At 50.2% G+C, this 18,056-nt stretch carries 18 protein-coding genes; 7 read left to right on the top strand and 11 right to left on the bottom strand.

Going from position 1 to position 18,056, the window contains the following annotated elements; all coding sequences use genetic code 11:
* Positions 1–88: 88 nt before the first annotated feature.
* Both KTO58_RS06415 and KTO58_RS06410 read right to left on the bottom strand, forming a co-directional pair.
* Positions 89–1,321 (bottom strand): MFS transporter, encoded by a 1,233-nt coding sequence (locus KTO58_RS06415; protein WP_225860089.1) that lies wholly within the window; start codon positions 1,319–1,321, stop codon positions 89–91.
* A gap of 105 nt (positions 1,322–1,426) precedes the next feature.
* Positions 1,427–2,062, bottom strand: coding sequence for a LysE family translocator (locus tag KTO58_RS06410; protein WP_095840168.1), 636 nt, complete (start codon positions 2,060–2,062; stop codon positions 1,427–1,429).
* Positions 2,063–2,587: 525 nt separating this feature from the next.
* Here KTO58_RS06410 and KTO58_RS06405 point away from each other — a divergent pair.
* The 4 genes from KTO58_RS06405 (at position 2,588) to KTO58_RS06390 (ending at position 7,305) form a co-directional block, all read left to right on the top strand.
* Complete coding sequence (locus KTO58_RS06405; protein ID WP_095840169.1) at positions 2,588–3,361, top strand: sulfite exporter TauE/SafE family protein; 774 nt, start codon at positions 2,588–2,590, stop codon at positions 3,359–3,361.
* A gap of 89 nt (positions 3,362–3,450) precedes the next feature.
* Positions 3,451–4,344, top strand: a complete 894-nt coding sequence (locus tag KTO58_RS06400; protein ID WP_095840170.1) for a hypothetical protein — start codon at positions 3,451–3,453, stop codon at positions 4,342–4,344.
* A 139-nt stretch (positions 4,345–4,483) separates the two neighbouring features.
* Positions 4,484–5,920, top strand: coding sequence for a DUF5723 family protein (locus KTO58_RS06395; protein WP_095840171.1), 1,437 nt, complete (start codon positions 4,484–4,486; stop codon positions 5,918–5,920).
* 89 nt (positions 5,921–6,009) lie between these two features.
* The gene (locus KTO58_RS06390) at positions 6,010–7,305 is read left to right on the top strand and encodes a bifunctional folylpolyglutamate synthase/dihydrofolate synthase (protein ID WP_225860088.1); all 1,296 of its coding nucleotides are present in this window, start codon (positions 6,010–6,012) and stop codon (positions 7,303–7,305) included.
* Between the two features lie 12 nt (positions 7,306–7,317).
* Here the strand turns inward: KTO58_RS06390 and KTO58_RS06385 are convergent, their stop codons facing one another.
* The 7 genes from KTO58_RS06385 to KTO58_RS06355 all read right to left on the bottom strand — a co-directional run bounded on the left by KTO58_RS06385 (position 7,318) and on the right by KTO58_RS06355 (position 12,714).
* Positions 7,318–7,869 (bottom strand): NUDIX hydrolase, encoded by a 552-nt coding sequence (locus KTO58_RS06385; protein WP_225860087.1) that lies wholly within the window; start codon positions 7,867–7,869, stop codon positions 7,318–7,320.
* 19 nt (positions 7,870–7,888) lie between these two features.
* Positions 7,889–8,428 (bottom strand): YfiT family bacillithiol transferase, encoded by a 540-nt coding sequence (locus KTO58_RS06380; protein WP_095840173.1) that lies wholly within the window; start codon positions 8,426–8,428, stop codon positions 7,889–7,891.
* Positions 8,429–8,486: 58 nt separating this feature from the next.
* On the bottom strand, positions 8,487–9,251 hold the full coding sequence (locus KTO58_RS06375) for an ABC transporter ATP-binding protein (protein WP_095840174.1): 765 nt from the start codon (positions 9,249–9,251) through the stop codon (positions 8,487–8,489).
* 145 nt (positions 9,252–9,396) lie between these two features.
* On the bottom strand, positions 9,397–9,888 hold the full coding sequence (locus KTO58_RS06370) for a CAP domain-containing protein (protein ID WP_095840175.1): 492 nt from the start codon (positions 9,886–9,888) through the stop codon (positions 9,397–9,399).
* 347 nt (positions 9,889–10,235) lie between these two features.
* Complete coding sequence (locus KTO58_RS06365; RefSeq protein ID WP_225860086.1) at positions 10,236–11,657, bottom strand: COG3014 family protein; 1,422 nt, start codon at positions 11,655–11,657, stop codon at positions 10,236–10,238.
* A 38-nt stretch (positions 11,658–11,695) separates the two neighbouring features.
* Positions 11,696–12,292: a penicillin-binding protein activator LpoB gene (locus KTO58_RS06360; protein ID WP_095840177.1), complete on the bottom strand. Its 597-nt coding sequence runs from the start codon at positions 12,290–12,292 to the stop codon at positions 11,696–11,698.
* Between the two features lie 50 nt (positions 12,293–12,342).
* The gene (locus KTO58_RS06355; RefSeq protein WP_157753151.1) at positions 12,343–12,714 is read right to left on the bottom strand and encodes a hypothetical protein; all 372 of its coding nucleotides are present in this window, start codon (positions 12,712–12,714) and stop codon (positions 12,343–12,345) included.
* A 163-nt stretch (positions 12,715–12,877) separates the two neighbouring features.
* Between KTO58_RS06355 and KTO58_RS06350 the strand changes: the two genes are divergently transcribed.
* The gene (locus KTO58_RS06350; RefSeq protein ID WP_225860085.1) at positions 12,878–13,249 is read left to right on the top strand and encodes a hypothetical protein; all 372 of its coding nucleotides are present in this window, start codon (positions 12,878–12,880) and stop codon (positions 13,247–13,249) included.
* Between the two features lie 5 nt (positions 13,250–13,254).
* Here the strand turns inward: KTO58_RS06350 and KTO58_RS06345 are convergent, their stop codons facing one another.
* Positions 13,255–15,690, bottom strand: a complete 2,436-nt coding sequence (locus KTO58_RS06345; RefSeq protein ID WP_225860084.1) for a TonB-dependent receptor — start codon at positions 15,688–15,690, stop codon at positions 13,255–13,257.
* 135 nt (positions 15,691–15,825) lie between these two features.
* Here KTO58_RS06345 and KTO58_RS06340 point away from each other — a divergent pair, with 135 nt between their 5' ends.
* Both KTO58_RS06340 and KTO58_RS06335 read left to right on the top strand, forming a co-directional pair.
* Positions 15,826–16,029, top strand: coding sequence for a hypothetical protein (locus KTO58_RS06340; RefSeq protein ID WP_157753154.1), 204 nt, complete (start codon positions 15,826–15,828; stop codon positions 16,027–16,029).
* 6 nt (positions 16,030–16,035) lie between these two features.
* Positions 16,036–17,073, top strand: a complete 1,038-nt coding sequence (locus tag KTO58_RS06335; RefSeq protein ID WP_095840188.1) for an LLM class flavin-dependent oxidoreductase — start codon at positions 16,036–16,038, stop codon at positions 17,071–17,073.
* 80 nt (positions 17,074–17,153) lie between these two features.
* Here KTO58_RS06335 and KTO58_RS06330 read toward each other — a convergent pair whose 3' ends face one another.
* Complete coding sequence (locus KTO58_RS06330) at positions 17,154–18,053, bottom strand: DUF1338 domain-containing protein (RefSeq protein ID WP_095840189.1); 900 nt, start codon at positions 18,051–18,053, stop codon at positions 17,154–17,156.
* Positions 18,054–18,056: the final 3 nt, after the last annotated feature.

Below are 18,056 nucleotides of genomic sequence, written 5' to 3'. Positions count from 1 at the left end.
ATCATATCGGGAAAAGCATGGTAGCAAAAAGCCCACGCTCCTGGCAGGAACGTGGGCTTATAGTTGGTCGTACAAATATTTTTGAGGATCAGGCGCTTGCCTGTAATTGGGTAGCGCGGATTTTTACATTGTTCATAGACCGGCGTAGTAAGATAAAACCCGTCGTCGACAGCAGGCAGAGACCAGTCGTGATATACCACCAGTTGTTGAAACCAAGCTGTTGCACCAGGTTGGCGCCCAGTGTAGGCGCTACAATATGCGCCACAGAGAAACAGATAGTATACAGCGCCGCATATTCACCCCGGTTATGATCCTGGCTACGTGCGATCCAAAAAGAGTTCATAAAAGGCATGCTCAACATCTCTCCTACTGTCAGCAGCAACATATACAACAGGGCTACTGCGCCGATCGGCGGGAATATGTTAAAGCAGGCAAATGCCGCCCCCATCATCACGGTACCCCTGACGATAAAGAAAAGATTATCCCGTTTGCCTTCCAGCCGGTATACTAATATCATTTCTACCAGTGCTATCAGCCCCCCATTTACCGCCATCGTCAATCCGATCTGGAATTCATTCAGCTGCATCTGCTCTTTAAAAAATACCGGCACGATCGTCATCGACTGGAAGAAACAGATCGCATTCAGCGTCACCAGGAAAATGAATACCAGGTAATATTTGTCGGCGTAGGCGCTGCCGCCTGTCACCGGCGCTGCCGCTTCTTTTTTGGGCTCCTTATGCACCACCTTCACCGGTGGCAACACTATACGCATCAAAAAGGCCGCCGCTATACAACTGATGCCATCTACCCAGAATAAAAGATGGTAGCTGATGGCGGCCAGCATACCACCTAAAGCCGGCCCCAGGGCAAAACCCAGGTTAATGGCCATCCGGTACAAAGCATAAGAACGTGTCCTGTTCTCCGGCGTACTGTAATGCGCAATAGCCGTCGCATTCGCCGGACGGAAAGCTTCTCCTATCAGGCTTTGGAAAAAGATAGTGACACAGATAGCCGTCAACGTCTGCATCTGCCCCAATATCATAAAAGAGATACCATTCAGCAACAAGCTCCAGAACTGTATCGGGTAAAATCCAATCTTATCCGCCAGCCGTCCACCTGCCAATGCCCCCAGCACTGCGCCACTGCCGAAACAGGCCATGACCCATCCTGCCTCCGCAATACTGAAATGCAGCGATTGCGTGAGATACACCGTCATAAAAGGAATTACCATAGAGCCGGTACGATTCACCAGCAACACCAATGCTAACCACCATATGGAAGATGACAGGCCGGAATATGCTTTTTTATAGATTGCAAACAAAACAAAATGATTTTGGAGCACCGAAACTACAGCATTAAATCATGTCGAAGTATGTCCAAATGATGAACCTCATTCGGACTTGATCAATATAGCAACAAGCTGATATCACTTACTTCTGTCCAATGCCAGCTTAATCGCCAGACCAGATAATACACCTCCCATCAACCATTTCTGTGCACGTACCCATTTAGGATTCGCCGCAAACCAATGCGTCAGTCTGCTGGCAGCAAAAATGATCAGCGAGTTGCCGGTAAAGCTCAATACGAGCAATGTACCCCCAAGAAATATGCTCTGTGCAAACACATGCCCGCGGGCAGGATCTATGAATTGAGGAAAGAAAGACAAATAAAATACCGCCACTTTAGGATTCAGCACATTGGTGAAAAAACCCATACTGAACAAGCGCAGCGGCCCATCTATCGATAGCGCTGCGCGATGCTCAAATAAACTCCGCCCCCCAGGCTTCACCGCCTCCCAGGCCAGGTACAACAGGTATACAATACCCGCCGTCTTCAATATCGTATACGCATAAGGAATGCTCATCAACACCGCCGTCAATCCGAAAGACACCAGCAGGATATGGAACAGGAACCCACATGCCACACCTACCAATGAGATCATACCCGCCTTACGTCCCTGCGTAATAGAGCGGGACACTACATACAACATATTCGGGCCGGGAGTGATCACCATTATCATGGCGGCCAGTACAAAGATGGCATACTGCTGCATCGGTATCATAGCAATCGGTCATTAAGTGAGGACACAAAACTACATCATTGTCAGCAGCTCCAGGTAGCCAATTCTTCGGCTTTCTTATAACATTCCTATAGCATTCCTATAGCATTCGTATAACATTCGTATAGTGTTTGTATAAGCTACCCCTATCCAAACTTATACAAACACTATAGGAAACGTATACAACGGGTATACAACGACTATAGCCTGCTTATACATTGCTTATAGCCTGCTTATACAAGCTATAAGCTGTATTTTTACAACACGCTGCCAATCAATCTACTAAACAAATAAAATAGTTTACCAAATTGATATACAATTACTTACGAAGTATTTTAACGACTAAAAGCTGCATCCCTCCGTTAAACATCCAGCCTAACGCATTACTTACACAATATTGCAGGAACAAAAAGTTACCTCCCGCTTGTTAAATGTCGCGGCCCACCACCATGCATTTAATCGATTATTAATATGCTTTCAGATATTCGTCATTGACTAATCAGTAGGCTACCTGTACCTTTGCGCATCATGATCACGACAGAACTGGCTCTACTTTGCTGCTTTTCCTTTGCAGCAGGCTTTATCGATGCGATTGTTGGTGGCGGCGGCCTCGTACAGACACCTGCTATATTGTTTATCTATCCACAGTACCCGGTAGCCACCTTACTTGGTACCACCAAGATCCCCAGCTTTTCCGGTACGGCAATGGCCGCTGTACAATATGCGCGACGCGTACATTTCAACTGGCCTTTGTTAGTGGTAACCGGCATCTCCGCCTTTATCGCTGCCACCGGCGGCGCGTCCCTGGCATCCGTAGCCCCCAGCCACTACATGCGTCCCTTTATACTCTGCGTATTGATAGCCGTAGGACTATACACCTTCCTGAAAAAAGATTTCGGGCAGCATACAGGGCAGGAAAAGAAAGTGCGTTATCCGCTCCTGTTAGGCGCTGCTATTGGCCTACCCATCGGCTTCTACGACGGCTTACTCGGGCCAGGTACGGGTACCTTCCTGATACTGGCCTTCATCACCATCATGGGCTTCGACTTCCTCCGCGCCAGTGCCTACTCCAAAGCCGTCAATGTCTGCTCCAACCTGGCCTCCCTCCTTTACTTCGGCACCCACGGCCATATCTTGTGGACCGTCACCCTCTTTATGGCCATCTCCAACCTGGCTGGCTCGTTTTTTGGTGCAAGACTGGCCATGTTGAAAGGCAACAAACTGGTCCGTAAAGTGTTCCTGGCCGTTATATGCGCTACCATCCTGCGTTTTGCCTATGATATATTCTGGCTGGGTAAATAGCAGATGGTAATCGCCGACATTAAAAAAAAATATTAACTTTGAAACCACGGCAATAGCCCGGTATTTATCATCAAGCGCGAATGACTCATATGCAGCAAAAGGAACAAACAGGACAAAATAATCTGAAAGCACTGGGCGTCACCATTGGCGTACACGCTTTGCTGTTAGTAGGTTTGTTTTTTGCCGGCTTCTCCGCGCCACCTCCATTACCAGATCAGGACCTGGGTATGGAAGTGAACCTGGGTACCTCCGACGACGGGATGGGTGATGAACAACCACTCAATCCCAACCCTCCGAGCAATGCCGCTCCTAATGCCGCTGCACCACAGGAAGAGCCTACGCCCACCCCTTCTGCCGACAATGCCACCGAACAGGATATTGCCACGCAGGATGAAGAAGCAGCCCCTGAGGTGACCAAACCAGAGAAACCGGTCGTGAAACCCAAAGAGGTCACACCGAAAAACCTGGAACCCAAACCGACCAAAACAGTCAAGAAAAAATCAGACAACCCTCCCGCCCCGGTACCACCGGCTCCTAAGCCCAAGGCTGTATACACCGGTGGCACCTCCAATAGTGCCAACAGCGGTAACAATGCCAATGGTCGGAACAACGCTACCGGCGAAGGTAATACCGGTAAACCCGGCGACCGCGGACAGCTCAACGGAGACCCTAACGCAAAAGGATATACGGGAGGCGGACTGGGTGGTGGTAAATCAGACTTCCGCCTCAGTGGCCGCTCTGTATTAAGCACACCCCGCGTCACCTATGACAGCGACGAAACTGGATATATTACTATCAATATCAAAGTAGACCGCCAGGGGAATGTGATCGACGCATCCTATACCCCGCGCAACTCTACACTTAATAGCGCCAAATTGATCGAGATCGCCAAACGTGCAGCAAGAGAGATCAAATACAATGCAAGTCCAGATGCGCCGGAAATCCAATTCGGACCCGTTCGTTTTTATTTCAAAGTACAATAACATCCTTACCCGGACGTTTTAAGAACATCAACGCTGGGGACCATATCTTAAAACCAAACAACACTTGTTGGAGGAAAGGCCAATAGGTTCATTCATCCATGCGGTTTACCCTACTGGCCTTTTATCCAAGTAGAGATCTATGACTGTAAACTTTAGATGGCAGCTGCCGTTGCTCATGACAGCACTATCATTAGCGAACACTGCACACGGACAAACATTTCCAGGCTACAATACGAGCAACTACTCGGGTATCCATGGTATCATCTCTAATCCGGCTATGGGAGCCGGCTCCCGCTATAAATGGGATGTCAATATCGCCGGGCTGGACGTAAAAGGAGGCAACACCTACCTCAGCTTTCCCAAATCCATCCTCTTCCATATGCCTGATACGTTACGGCGTAATAAGGACTATTTCCTCGATACTACCGCCCGCCGCAAACAAGTCGCCTGGGCCAGTGCCGACCTGGTCATGCCTTCCGTACTATACGCGATAGACCGCAGACAATCCGTCGCCTTCATCTGGCGCATACGTGCCATGGGCAACGGCGGTAACATCAATACCGGCATCGCCAACTTCTTCAATAACTTTCCGAACTCACAATACAACGGCCGCCGTATCAACTTAGACAGAGGCGCCGTCAACGCACACCTCTGGAACGAATTCGGCTTCTCCTATTCCCGCATCCTCAAAGACGATGGCATCCATCGCTGGAAAGGAGGCGCCACCCTCAAAATATTGGGTGGTATGGGCGCCGGTTACGGCATAGTGCAGGATGCCAGTTTCGTACTCAACAACCAACGCTCCGGTACCATCACCTCCGGTACACTCAAAGCAGCCTACAACGAAGATGTCGACAAATGGGTAGACCAACCCTTACGTAACTATAAGCCCTTATCCAACCTTGGCCTCGGCCTGGACCTGGGCGTAGTCTATGAGTTCAACCCCGATGGCGACGGCGCCTATGATGCCGATGGCTGGAATCCCGAAGCAGACATGTACAAACTCCGCATCGGCGCATCCATCACCGACATCGGTGGTATCCGCTATAAAAAATCCCCGCTGAGTGCCGACCTCGACCTCACCCGGGCCAATATAGATCCCAACCAGCTCAAGTACCGCAACGGAGAGAGCTGGAAGACCTACTACCGCCGTATCAAACAATACTTCACACCTACTGAAACGGACGATAACTTCTACATGAACCTGCCCACCGCCCTGAACCTGATGGCCGACTACAATATCGACGGCCGCTTCTTTGTCAGTGCCAATGCCGTAGTCGCATTAACAGCAGGCGAAAAGGATGATAACAAGACCTACGCCATGACGCAGATACAGATCACGCCGCGCTATGAACGCCGCTACTTCGGCGCTTATATGCCCATACAGGTCAACCGCTTCGGACAGGCAGACGTAGGTGCCGTATTCCGCGTAGGCCCACTGGTGCTGGGCTCCGCCAGCCTTTTCAGCAACCTGTTCCGCAAACATGTAGATCATGCCGATGCCTTCGTAGCCCTGCGTATTACGCCGTTCAATTTTCAACGCAAGGACAAACGCCTGAACTGTCCTCCCTACTAAGCACTTGTATCCACCACTCATAACGCTGCCTGGTCACCAATTGGAGATCAGGCAGTACTTTTTATTATCTTTACGTCTCATCATCAGTTATGGATCAGACGCTTTATCAACAGACGCTGGACTACCTGTACCAGCAGTTACCCATGTTCACCAGGATCGGCGATGCCGCTTTGAAAAAAGACCTCGACAACACCCTCGAGCTATGCAAACGCCTGGGCGATCCTCACAAAAAATTCAAATCCATCCATGTAGCCGGTACCAACGGGAAAGGCTCTACCAGCCATATGCTGGCAGCCATCTTTCAGCAGGCAGGCTACAAAACAGGGCTCTATACTTCCCCGCACCTGCTCGACTTCCGTGAGCGTATCCGTGTAAACGGACAGATGACGCCAGAAAGTTTCGTCATCGAATTCACCGAACAGATGCGCAGCGCAATGGAAGAGATACAACCGTCGTTCTTCGAAATGACCGTGGCCATGGCCTTCCAGTACTTCGCTCTCGAACAGGTAGACATCGCCATCATCGAAGTAGGCCTGGGTGGCCGCCTGGACAGCACCAACGTCATCACACCCGAACTGTCCGTTATCACCAACATCAGCTACGATCATATGCACCTGCTGGGCGATACCCTTCCTGCCATCGCCCGCGAAAAAGCAGGTATCATCAAACCTGGTATCCCCGTCGTGATAGGAGAAACACAGTCCGAAACAACAGCAGTCTTCCTCGAAACCGCCGCCGGCAATAACGCACCTATCACCTTTGCCGATCAGCAATGGCTGGTACAAAGCACCCAACTCGATACCAGCAGCATGCAGCTGTCATTGCTGCATACCGCCAGCCAGCAGGTATGGCCGGTGTCGCTGGATCTCAACGGTCAATACCAGGAGAAGAACCTCATGACCGTACTCAGCGCCGCCAAACAAATGCAGCAATTGGGCTGGGAACTCAGCGAAGCAGCTATCCTGGAAGCACTGCGTCATGTCAAAAAATTAACCGGCCTCAGAGGACGCTGGGAAGTAATCAGCCAGCATCCGCTCACCGTATTCGATGTAGGACATAACCAGGCAGGCATCGGTGAGATCGTACAGCAACTACGCCACCAGACCTACCGGCAGCTGCATATCGTAACCGGATTCGTAAAAGATAAAGAAGTGGAAAAAGTGCTGCCTTTGTTTCCGCAGACAGCACACTATTATTTCTGTAAGGCGCAGATACCGCGTGCACTCGACGAACAGGAGCTGTTCCGCCTCGCCACCGCACATGGCCTGAAAGGACATGCCTATGCCACCGTACAGGAAGCTTTTTATGCCGCCAAACAACAAGCGCATCCCGAAGATATGATACTGGTATGTGGCAGCTTTTTCATCGTTGCAGAAGTATTGTAAATAAGAACGCTGCTATTGCAGCCAGCCTAAATGTAAAAAGGCATAGAACAAGCAGGAAATATGCAGGCTTTGCATGATCTCCTTATTACGCAACAGCGTCATCACCTCTTCCCGGTCCATCAGCAGGATTTCGATCTCTTCCGTGTCATCCAGGTCCTGCTCTTGTACCTTCTTTCCTCCTGTCGCCAGGAACATATGTGCATAGTTATTGCTCGATGCCGGATTAGGACAGATAGTACCCAGTAATGTTATGTCGGCAAAATCATAACCGGTTTCTTCCAGCAGCTCCCGCCGCATCGCAAACTCCGGTGAAGGGTCCGTAGGGTCCATAGCGCCCGCCGGTATCTCCAGCAGCACCTTACCGGTACCATGTCGGTACTGCCGTATCAGGATGATCTTTCCTTCTTCTGTAATAGCCACTCCATTTACCCAGTTGGCATATTCCAGTACATAGTATTTTTCCACCAGCTTACCACTCGGCATCACACAGCTGTCCTGCCGGGCGGTCAACCAGGTATCGCGGTGTAAATAGGTTGAACTCAGCACTTTCCACTCTAAAGACATTATTGACTATTTTTTATGATTAATACCAGTTGTTACGATCTTTCAGGCGCGTAATGTGTGCCAGATGGTGTTTACCATGCCAGGCATACATCCCTGCTGCGGTGCGCAGGTCAAAAGAGCGGCCATGTTCAGGATGTATGTAGGCACGTGCCCATTGCTCTTCGGTGAGGGAATCCAGCAGGTTCGTCCAGCGGGTATGTAAGGCATGCAATAAGGTCAAGCTCACGTTGACAGGCGTGTTACTCACATCCGGCAACAAAGCCCAGGCGGCTTCATTATAAGGGCGGATCAACGGTGCTTCTTCTGTAAGGGCCAGCTTAAAACGGGTATAAGCATTTAAATGGCTGTCGGGCACATGATGTACGACCTGCGCAACGGTCCAGCCATCCGGCCGGTAAGGTGTGTCCAGCTGATGTGCATCCAGTTGCTGCACTTCCAGCTCGATCAGCGTAGGCAGCACCTTGATCTCGTTGATATAACTCTTCAATATCTCGTCAGTAAACACTGCTGGCGGCTCATACTGGCCGATCGGAAACTTGAGGTCGTATAGCGGGTCCATTCAGATGGTTTTATTTTTTCCAATAAAAAAGCGCTTTCGTTGGAAAGCGCCAGTGTCTTTATGCTTCTCTCAGGTCCTTGCCCGTCAGGTGTATGAAGACATCTTCCAGGTTGGCCTGTTTTACTTCTTTTTTTCGTTCGAAACCACTGGCCACCAGGTTGTCGATCAGTGTATCCGGCGAGTCGATCGCGATGATACGCCCGCTGTCGACGATCGCACAGCGATCACAAAGGAACTCCGCTTCATCCATATAGTGTGTGGTGATCACCACCGTAGTACCCTGTGCACGTACCTGCTGGATGAGATCCCAGAGGTTGCGTCTGGCTTGCGGATCGAGCCCGGTAGTCGGCTCGTCGAGGAAGATAATACGAGGCTTGTTGATCAGCGTCGTAGCAATGGAGAAACGCTGTTTTTGTCCGCCGGACAGCTCTTTATACTTGGATTTGGCTTTGTCCTCCAGGTTGAAACGGCGCAACAAGGTTATCGGATCTACCGGCTGATTATATAAACCGCCAAACAAAGCGATCAGCTGTACCAAGTTGAGGTTAGGATAATAACCAGAGCTCTGCAGTTGCACCCCGATGATCTCTTTGATGCTATCCGGATCTTTGTCCAGGTCCAGGCCGTTGACGATCACCATACCGGAAGTTTTCTCACGCAGTGTTTCGATGATCTCCAGCGTCGTGGATTTACCCGCGCCGTTAGGTCCTAACAACCCGAATATCTCATTCTCATACACATCAAAACTGATCCCTTTAACAGCTGTGAAGTCACCGTATTTTTTCACCAGTTCCTTTACTTCGATCATCTTCTTCTTTTCCATGGGGCCAAATTAATACAAAAATGCACAACGATCAATGATATTCCCTGGGAGTAGGGCAAAGTGCGAAGGTTGCGACACAAAAAAGCCGTTATAACGGCCCCGGTACGGTGGCTGTTACAACGGCTGTCCATTGCCGGATGGCAGGCTATTTTTTGATAAATACCTGTGTAAAGAAAGTGATCTTCCCCTTTTTCGCCGCTCCTATGCCGATCAGGTTGTAATTGCCCAGCATGTTCTTACGATGGCCGGGACTTTTGATCCAGCCGTTCACCACGGCTTCGGCATCGAGGCTGCCATAGGCTACATTCTCTGCAGCCGCCGCTACCCTACCCATTTTTTTGGTTACCACATCTACCCGCTCTTCAAATCCTTCGTGTCCGAAACCGGTACGGCCGCTGGCCATATCGCGGCTATGCTGCTCGGCCTGCTGATTGATCGTTACATTCATTTCCAATGGCGCTAATCCTTTGGACTTCCTAAATTTGTTGGTGTAATAGAGGATCTGTTCTTCCAGATTGCCTCCTGCGCTGCTGCTGTCACGGCGTGGTACTGCCGACCTTGTACAAGCGGTAACCTGTAAGGCGACGAACGTGAACAATAATACAAACAGGCTCTTTTGATTTTTCAAGATATACATATGATAAGAAATAATGAACACCCTAAGAACGGCGGTCTGTATATACAAAGTATGATACTGTCTAAAAAAAGCGACCGCTGCCTATTGCAGTTTATGCAAAAATCCGGCCGATCTGCTACAAGCCGGTACGGGCAGCTATTACCTGTTGAAAAGTGCTATAAAGGCATGAGTACCTATACGGTATTGCGGAGCAGGTCGAAGTGTTTGGCGTATTACGGGGGGGCGACCAGGTGATGACCCATTCGAATGACGAGATGAAGTAGTGCGGTAGGGATATAAAAGAGGCGGGATGATCTCCCGCCTCTTTTCCGTTTTTATCCATCACAACGGTGCTATATTGTGTAGTATTAAAAAGTAGCGACGTTGTAGAATTGCAGGCCACCGTTGCCGGTGACGTTGATCTTCATTTCCTTGCGGGCGCCGCGAGTGTCGTTGACAACGAGCGTCAGCTGGTTATCGCCTTTACGCAACGGGATGCGGCAGGTCTGTATCTGTGCCGGTAATGTCTGCCAGTTGCGGGTATCTGCTTTTTCGGAAAGCAGGTTATACAGCTGTAGGGCGCCCGCCATTACTTTACGGGTGTCGTCTTTTTCATCATCGTTGCCTTTGACGGCTATTTCAGCCAGTTTCTTCACGAGCAGGCGTGACAATGCGAGGCCTGCTTCTTTGAGGAATCGTTCTTTCAAGATGCTTTGTGCGATGACGTTGATATCTTCCGCTTTTTCGAAGGTGCGTTGCGTGCTGTCGGCGGTGATGGAGCCGGAGGTATAGCCCAGGTCTTGCAGGGCATATCGCGGATATGCGAGCCGGAATGTCTGGAGGTCAGCCAGTTTTACTTTATCTCTATCGACCCCTGCGTCAAAGATGACCGGGAAGCTGAAGCCGCCGGCGGCATCGGTGAAGAAAAAGCCCCCCTCTTTATTTACCAGGGTGAACGTGATATTTTCCTCTTCTTTTACGGGTGCTTTGCCATTTTCCCAGAATACGATGAGTTCTCCGCCATTGAGGGTAGCATCTGGTTTGGCTGGCAGGCCGAATATTTTGGCGTAACGTTCTGCCTCGTCATAGAATCCGTTTTGCCAGGCGGTGCGGAGTACATCTTTTTTCAGCTGCAGGGGGATGGTTGTGCCGTAGTATTGCTGTTCTTTATGCTGAAGGAATATATCTGCGGCATTGCGATAAGAGATAAAGGCGTTGTTGACATCGCGGGCAGCTTCGTAAATCATGCCTTGCATCATGAGGGAGAAAGCGTCTTTGGAATACCGGTTGTCTTTATCGTTGAATTTATCTTTTTGTTCGCCGGAACGGAGGGTGATACGACGGGCTTCTACGACGGCATCTTCATATTTGCCGAGGTATACGTAGTTGAGTGCTTTATAATAGTGGATCATAAACCGTTCGAAGTCTTCTCCTCTGTAGGTTTGCATCATCGGGTTGACGAGTGTGCCTACGGCGATATCTTTTACGGATGCGCTACGGTTTGATTCCAGGAAGCGGTCGGCTTCGTTGAAATAATTATTGCTACTATCGTATGCTTGTTGGAGGTGAGCGAGGCGGCCTTTTTCGACCAGGTACAGGAATTGATTTCTTTTTGCTTTCAACAGTTTGTTTCGATTGATCTCCTGTTCTGCTTTTTTGTAATTGCCCTGCATCACCGCATCATAATAATTGCCTATTCTTCCGTGGTAAGTGGCGCACGAGAAGAAAAAAGGCATTAGCATGCATAATACTAATGCCTTTCTGCAGGCGGTGCTTAGTGTTAAGACCATACTACTGCTTATTCTTTTAATCGGCCTGTTGGCGATGCTTAGTTCTTCACGTATTTAGCGATCTTTTTATCGCCTATCCAAACTACTTCGTTGGACTGGATGTCGGTCAGTTCGAGGTTGACCTGATAATATACTACTTTCTTCTTTTTGTGTGCATCGACGATGGAGTTGATGGAGCCCTGGAGGATGTAGTCAGCGCCATTTTCCATACCGAATTTCTTCATCGTAGCGGTGGTAGCGTTAGTTTGCTGATCGGCTCTTTCGCCACGCAGTTCTTCTCTTTTCTTGCCACCTTGTACCAGTCTTACTTTTTGTCTTTGCAGGAAGGAGCGTTCTACATCTTTGATAAAAGTCTCTGCTTCGATGTGTTCGTGGCTTTTGTTTTGTACCATACCTACGATAACGGTGGGTTTTTTGCCCTGGTGGTTGGCGAGATAATCACTGAGCCAGTTGTCGTTGAGGATGGTGCTGGTCATTTCGTCGGCTACCATACGGGAGTCGGTGTTGTTCCAGCCGCCGCTTACGTCGATCTGTTCATTGGTATCTACGCGTGTAACTGTTCTGGAGCAGGAAGCTGAGAGCAATACTATGCCTGCTGCTGCGATGAAGGGCAGCCATTTCGATGTAAATCGCATTTCCTATTTTTTAGATTAGAATGTAAGTAATTGTGTACGTGAAAATATTATTACCACTGGAACCACCAGTTGCCGGTACGGAATCCTACAGAAGGTCTCATGCCCCAGTTCCAGAAGCGGTTGGTATAGTCCCAGGAGCTGTAGCGGGGGCGGTTCATTCGTTCGAGGTGCCTCCATTCGCGGCGTTGTTGTCTGCGTTCTAATTTAGCTTCGTACCAATCATAGGCTTTATAGGTTTCTTGTGATGTGACGCTGAGGGTACGGGTAAGGGAATCTGACATTTTCATGTACCTGGCCTGACTCTCTGCATAGCGTGGATTTTGTATGTCTTCTGTACCTGCCTGTGCGAACTGTTGGCCGAAGCTCTGCAGCCCCAGGAGCAGCAGAAAAGAGAGTAACCCTATTGTGTTAAAGCTGCGCATAAAGAATGATTTATGGATAATTCGTTGTTGCTGTACAGTTATATAACGCGTTATTACCGCAAACCCCCTACCTATTAATGTTAAAAAGAACTTAAAATAGTTCTGTTTGCTTATTAACCTATCCATTAAGGGGGTATTGTTAGGATAAAGTTACGGAAAAAGGGTGGATATAGCGGGCGGGTGGTGGAGAGTGGCGGGTGGTGGAGAGTGGCGGGTGGCGGAAAGTGGTGGGTGGTGGGTGGTGGAGAGTGGCGGGTGGCGGAGAGTGGCGGGTGGTGGAGAGTGGCGGGTGGCGGAGAGTGGCGGGTGGCGGAGAGTGGCGGGTGGCGGAGAGTGGCGGGTGGCGGAGAGTGGCGGGTGGCGGAGAGTGGCGGGTGGCGGAGAGTGGCGGATGGTGGAGAGTGGCGGGTGGCGGAGAGTGGCGGATGGTGGAGAGTGGCGGGTGGTGGAGAGTGGCGGATGGTGGAGAGTGGCAGAAAGAAAAAGGGGCTGCCGGTTTGGCGCCCCCTGTGGTACTATTATATCCTATCATTAAAGTGATCAGAATTTGAATGCTACGCTGGCGGAGAGGCGGCGAGGCATTTGTTTTTCTACGGTGGTCCAGCCGCCGAAATATTCTTTGTTGGCGATGTTGTCGAGTTTCAATGCCAGGCGATATGCTCTTGCATTGTAGAAGATGCTGGCATTCAGTATAGTGTAAGCCGGGAGGGTGAACAGGCCGGTAGCTTTGTCGTTGGTGATGATGTTTTCGCTGGCGTAGTTACCACCGAAACCGAGGCCGAGGCCATTAGCCGGGCCACTAGGGATGGTATAGCTCGCCCAGAAGTTGGCCAGGTGTTCGGGGCCGGCGGTGGTAGGCCTTCTGCCCTCTACGTTAGGCGCTGATTTGACCATTTTGCTATCGTTATAGCCGTATCCTGCGATGATATTAAGACCAGGCAGGGGGTTGGCATTCAGATCCAATTCTACGCCCTTGCTGCGTTGGGAACCATCCTGCACGGTGTAGTTGTAGCTTACGCCGTTGATGATAGCAGATGCGGAGCGGGTCATGTTGGTGACCAGGATGTTGTAATAGCTGGCAGTCAGGTTCAGTTTACGGTTAGCGGATTCGTATTTTACGCCGGCCTCTATCTGGTTAGCCTGTTGCGGTTTGATAGTGAGGGCTAATTCCGGGATTGGAGGATTTACGGGCGCCAGGTTACGGAAGCCGTTCATATAGTTGGCGAAGATGCTCAGCCTGTCTTTCAGGGGCTGTACGATCAGGCCGAATTTAGGTGATACGGAAGTCTGGCTGTAGTTGCCGGTCTTGGTATCTTTTGTGCGATCTACGGTGCCTTTGTTATCGAAGTGATCTACTCTTACACTGGCCATGGCGATGAGCCAATCGGTTACATTCAGTACATCGGATACGTAGGCGCTGTAAGTATACGTGGTAGCGGTATTCCAGGCGCCTCCGCCTTTCATAGCTGCCAGTTTAGCGTCTACTGCCTGTCTGTTGAGTTGTCCGTAACGCGGATCGAGTTTATTGGTTGCGTTGAGGGAGTCGAACAGCAGGTAGGGAGCGTTGTTATTATCTGTTTTTATGCTGAGGAAGTCGATACCTGCTACTACCCTGTTACGGAGGGAGCCGATCTTAAAGTCGCCGATGAAGTTCTGCTGGATATCAGTAGCGATGGTAGTGGACTGCTGGTGGTAGGCGAAGCGGCTCAGGATGCTATCATTGGGTGTACGGGGGGGCGTGCTGCCGGCATCCAGGAACATGACGTAGGAGTAATATCCGCGGCTGCTACGGTTGCTGCTGGATACGATAGTCTGGGAAGTCCATTTGTCGGACAGTTTATAGTGAGCCTGCCCCATGATGTTGACGGTAGGTGTTTTGTAGGTGATATCGTTGCCGGTGAAGGAGCGGTTGAAGTCGATGCCCAGTTCTGCCGGTGTTTTAGCGATCAGCGGACGTGCCCGGTTGAGGAATACCATGAGTGTGTTAGTGCTTTCTCCGTTGTACAGTTCTGCGTTGACATTGAATGTGAGGCGATCGTTCACTTTATAGAAGAGGCTGGGTGCGACGAAGAAGGAGCGTTTGAAGCCTGCGTCCTGGAAGCTGCCTTCGTAGTGATAGGCGGCGTTGGTACGGAGGAGTACTGACTTATCTTTTGTCAGCGGCGTATTGATATCTGCGGTGAGACGGTTAAGGCCGTAGGTACCACCGGTGTAGGTAAGTTCTCCGCCGAATACATCGTATGGTTTTTTGGTGACGATGTTGATCAATCCGCCGAAGGAGATAAGGCTACTACCAAACAGCGTACCGGAGGGGCCTTTTATCGTTTCGATGCGTTCGATATTGGCCGGGTCCATGTTGCCATTGGAGATGCCAGCGATACCGTTGACCATGGAAGGTTGCACGCTGAAGCCGCGCATAGAGAAATAACCAGCGCCATCTCCGGGACGGCCGGTAGATGACCAGAGGCGGTTTACACCCGGTGCATTTTTCAGTGCGTCATCAACGGTGGTGATCATCTGCTCTTTCATGAGTTCTTTACTTACTACGTTGTATACCTGCGGATTTTCCAGGTTTTTGATCGGCAGGCGGGCTACGTAGTCACTTTCTTTTTTCAGGCGGTTCTGTACGCCTTCTATGGTTACTTCGTTCAGCTGAGTGTTGGATACTTTCAGTTTGATATTTATTACGGCAGTATTACCTGCTTCTACATTGACCCGTTGTTCTACCGGTTCGTAGCCCATGAGGGATACCTGTAGTTTGTAAGAGCCGGGGGCTACCTTACGGAAGTTATACTCTCCTTTTTCATTGGCGACTGTTCCTCTATTGACTTCTTTGATCTGGATGCTGACATGGGCACCAGGCTCTCCATCGCTGGTAATGATGGTTCCTTTGATCATTCCTGTGTTCTGTTGCGCATAGGTTGTGGTTACCAACAGCAAAAGCACGGTCACCAGTTGTATCATTGTTCTTAGCATGACAATATTATTTTTCTGATCTGGCGCGCAAGTTGACAAGTATATAATTGTTAGGGAGATCAGATCGGGAAAAAGATTTTCGATATCCGGAAAAACAAGGCCATTCAATATGGTATGTATTGACATTTTAACTATGTGTCAGAGAATCGTCAAAAGATGTGTGCAGAAAATAGCGGCCCCGACTATTGGAGCGGTGGACGCGAGGTATACCTGGGATATACGAATGTTATGGGAATGATACAGGAGCGGTGGACGCGAGGTATGTCTTTTAACTGGAATAAAAAGCCTATGTTTGTGGCACGAATAGATGTTGCAACTTATATTATCAACAATAATTAATCAGTTATGGAAATAGGTGTAAGTATGTTTGGCGACTTAGGGTACGATGCGGCAACGCGTACGTTTCAGTCGCCTCAGACAAGGCTGCAGGAAATGATAGCGGAGATCAAGCTGGCGGATGAGGTAGGGTTGGATGTGTTTGGTATTGGGGAGCATCACCGGCCGGATTTTTCGGTATCGAGTCCGGAGATTATCCTGGCGGCGGCGGCGACTGTTACTAAACGTATCAAGCTGGCCAGTGCGGTGACGGTATTAAGTTCTACGGACCCGGTGCGGACATATCAAAATTTTGCTACGGTGGATCTTTTATCCAATGGGCGGGCGGAGTTGACGGCGGGCCGGGGTAGTTTTACGGAGTCGTTTCCTTTGTTTGGTTATGATCTGCGGGATTACAATTCATTGTTTGCCGAGAAGCTGCAGTTATTGCTGGCTATCAACGACAACGAGGTGATCAGTTGGCAGGGTAAACACCGGGCGGCGTTGGAGCAGCAGCAGGTGTTGCCACGTGCGGTGGACAACCACCTTGATATCTGGATAGCGGTAGGCGGTACGCCGGAGTCGGTGGTACGGGCGGCCCGGTTAGGGTTGCCTTTGGTAATCGCTATTATCGGCGGTATGCCCCGGCAGTTCCAGCCCTTTTTTGAATTGTATAAAGAGGAATATCTGAATGCCGGCCATGATCCGTCGAAGATGCGGTTGGCGACTCATTCGCATGGGTTGGTAGGTGAAGACGGGCGTGCGTTGGCGGATCGTTATTTTCCTCATTATGAGCGGCAGATGGACCGGATAGGCAGGGACAGGGGGTGGCCTCCTTATTCCCGGCAGCAATTTGAAAGTGGTCGTGGCCGGGAGGGTGCATTGCTGATCGGTGAGCCTAACGAGGTGATCGACAAGATACTGTATCACCAGGAGATGTTTGGGCTGACGCGGTTTGTGATGCATGTGGATGTGGGTGCTCCTTCTCACCAGGACCTGATGAAGACGATAGAATTGCTGGGTACTCAAGTGGCACCGGCGGTGCGGAAAGCGGTTACGGCGAAATAATTCCTACCAGCTTTTTATATTAAAAGTAAAGGATGGCTATATGCCATCCTTTTTTCATAGGTATAGGGTGTTGGACAGTGTTATACTTTGTTGGTCTGTTCGCGATAGGTGCTTTCGAATATGCGGTCGGCGTTACCTGCTTCGAAGCCTTCGCGGCGATGTTCGCGTTTGAGCTGTGCCGGCGGCAGGTGTATGAAGGCTGGCAGTATGCGACGTTCTGCGAATTCTACGTAGGAGCCAGCGATGGGTGAGGTGGCTCCGTTGGCGAAGGTGGCGGTAATCATACCGGCGACGGTACTGCTTTGGAGCAGTAGTCCGTCGGGGCTGGTTTTGATGGTGCCGCCGGCTGTATTGAGTGTAAAGCCCTGTTGCAGCAGGAACTGGTTGAAGTCTGCTACGGTGTTATATCCCGGAGGGAGGTGGTGTACGCTGATGGTGAAATGATTGAGATAGTACCGGTTGTAGATGACCCAGGCGGCGTATTCGCTTTCTTCCAACAGGGCCTGGTAGTCTTCCAGAGACGGCAGCGACCATTGACTGCTATGCAGGAATTCCTCTACTGCGGCTGCATTGTCCAGGTCCAGCATATCTACCGGATTGGCGGTCACCTGGCCGGTGAATTGATGGATGCGATGTTGAGCTGCTGTGGAGAGATCTGCTACGCGCAGTTCGCTGATGAAGATGCGGGGGTAATGTGGTGCGGGCGGTGCGTACCACCAGGCATCCAGTTTCTTTGCATTAAAATGGTAGTGTTCTTTTTTCGTGTAGCCGTAATGCAGGAATATTTTTTCCAGTGATCTGATTCCCAGGTGTGGAACACCCATGGTGCGGAATGCGATATGATCATTTTCTATGTCGGCGGCTTCGGCGATGATGCCTTTATGGATCATGGCGTTGGTGATGGCGGTTACGTCGGGCACGCGCTCCTGGTATCGGCGCATTAGGCCATGCAGGACCTGATCGAGTGTATGGTGTGTCATGTG

Source organism: Chitinophaga pendula (assembly GCF_020386615.1).
GTDB classification, from domain to species: domain Bacteria; phylum Bacteroidota; class Bacteroidia; order Chitinophagales; family Chitinophagaceae; genus Chitinophaga; species Chitinophaga pendula.
Note: the sequence above shows the minus strand (reverse complement) of the source record. Positions and strands in the feature narration are given on the sequence as shown.

Coding starts and splice junctions, on each gene's coding strand:
- KTO58_RS06375 (WP_095840174.1), bottom strand. CDS start 9,251: ATGGAAAAGAAGAAGATGATCGAAGTAAAGGAACTGGTGAAAAAATAC.
- KTO58_RS06380 (WP_095840173.1), bottom strand. CDS start 8,428: ATGGACCCGCTATACGACCTCAAGTTTCCGATCGGCCAGTATGAGCCG.
- KTO58_RS06330 (WP_095840189.1), bottom strand. CDS start 18,053: ATGACACACCATACACTCGATCAGGTCCTGCATGGCCTAATGCGCCGA.
- KTO58_RS06365 (WP_225860086.1), bottom strand. CDS start 11,657: ATGGTCTTAACACTAAGCACCGCCTGCAGAAAGGCATTAGTATTATGC.
- KTO58_RS06400 (WP_095840170.1), top strand. CDS start 3,451: ATGCAGCAAAAGGAACAAACAGGACAAAATAATCTGAAAGCACTGGGC.
- KTO58_RS06360 (WP_095840177.1), bottom strand. CDS start 12,292: ATGCGATTTACATCGAAATGGCTGCCCTTCATCGCAGCAGCAGGCATA.
- KTO58_RS06390 (WP_225860088.1), top strand. CDS start 6,010: ATGGATCAGACGCTTTATCAACAGACGCTGGACTACCTGTACCAGCAG.
- KTO58_RS06370 (WP_095840175.1), bottom strand. CDS start 9,888: ATGTATATCTTGAAAAATCAAAAGAGCCTGTTTGTATTATTGTTCACG.
- KTO58_RS06385 (WP_225860087.1), bottom strand. CDS start 7,869: ATGTCTTTAGAGTGGAAAGTGCTGAGTTCAACCTATTTACACCGCGAT.
- KTO58_RS06410 (WP_095840168.1), bottom strand. CDS start 2,062: ATGATACCGATGCAGCAGTATGCCATCTTTGTACTGGCCGCCATGATA.
- KTO58_RS06355 (WP_157753151.1), bottom strand. CDS start 12,714: ATGCGCAGCTTTAACACAATAGGGTTACTCTCTTTTCTGCTGCTCCTG.
- KTO58_RS06405 (WP_095840169.1), top strand. CDS start 2,588: ATGATCACGACAGAACTGGCTCTACTTTGCTGCTTTTCCTTTGCAGCA.
- KTO58_RS06335 (WP_095840188.1), top strand. CDS start 16,036: ATGGAAATAGGTGTAAGTATGTTTGGCGACTTAGGGTACGATGCGGCA.
- KTO58_RS06395 (WP_095840171.1), top strand. CDS start 4,484: ATGACTGTAAACTTTAGATGGCAGCTGCCGTTGCTCATGACAGCACTA.
- KTO58_RS06345 (WP_225860084.1), bottom strand. CDS start 15,690: ATGCTAAGAACAATGATACAACTGGTGACCGTGCTTTTGCTGTTGGTA.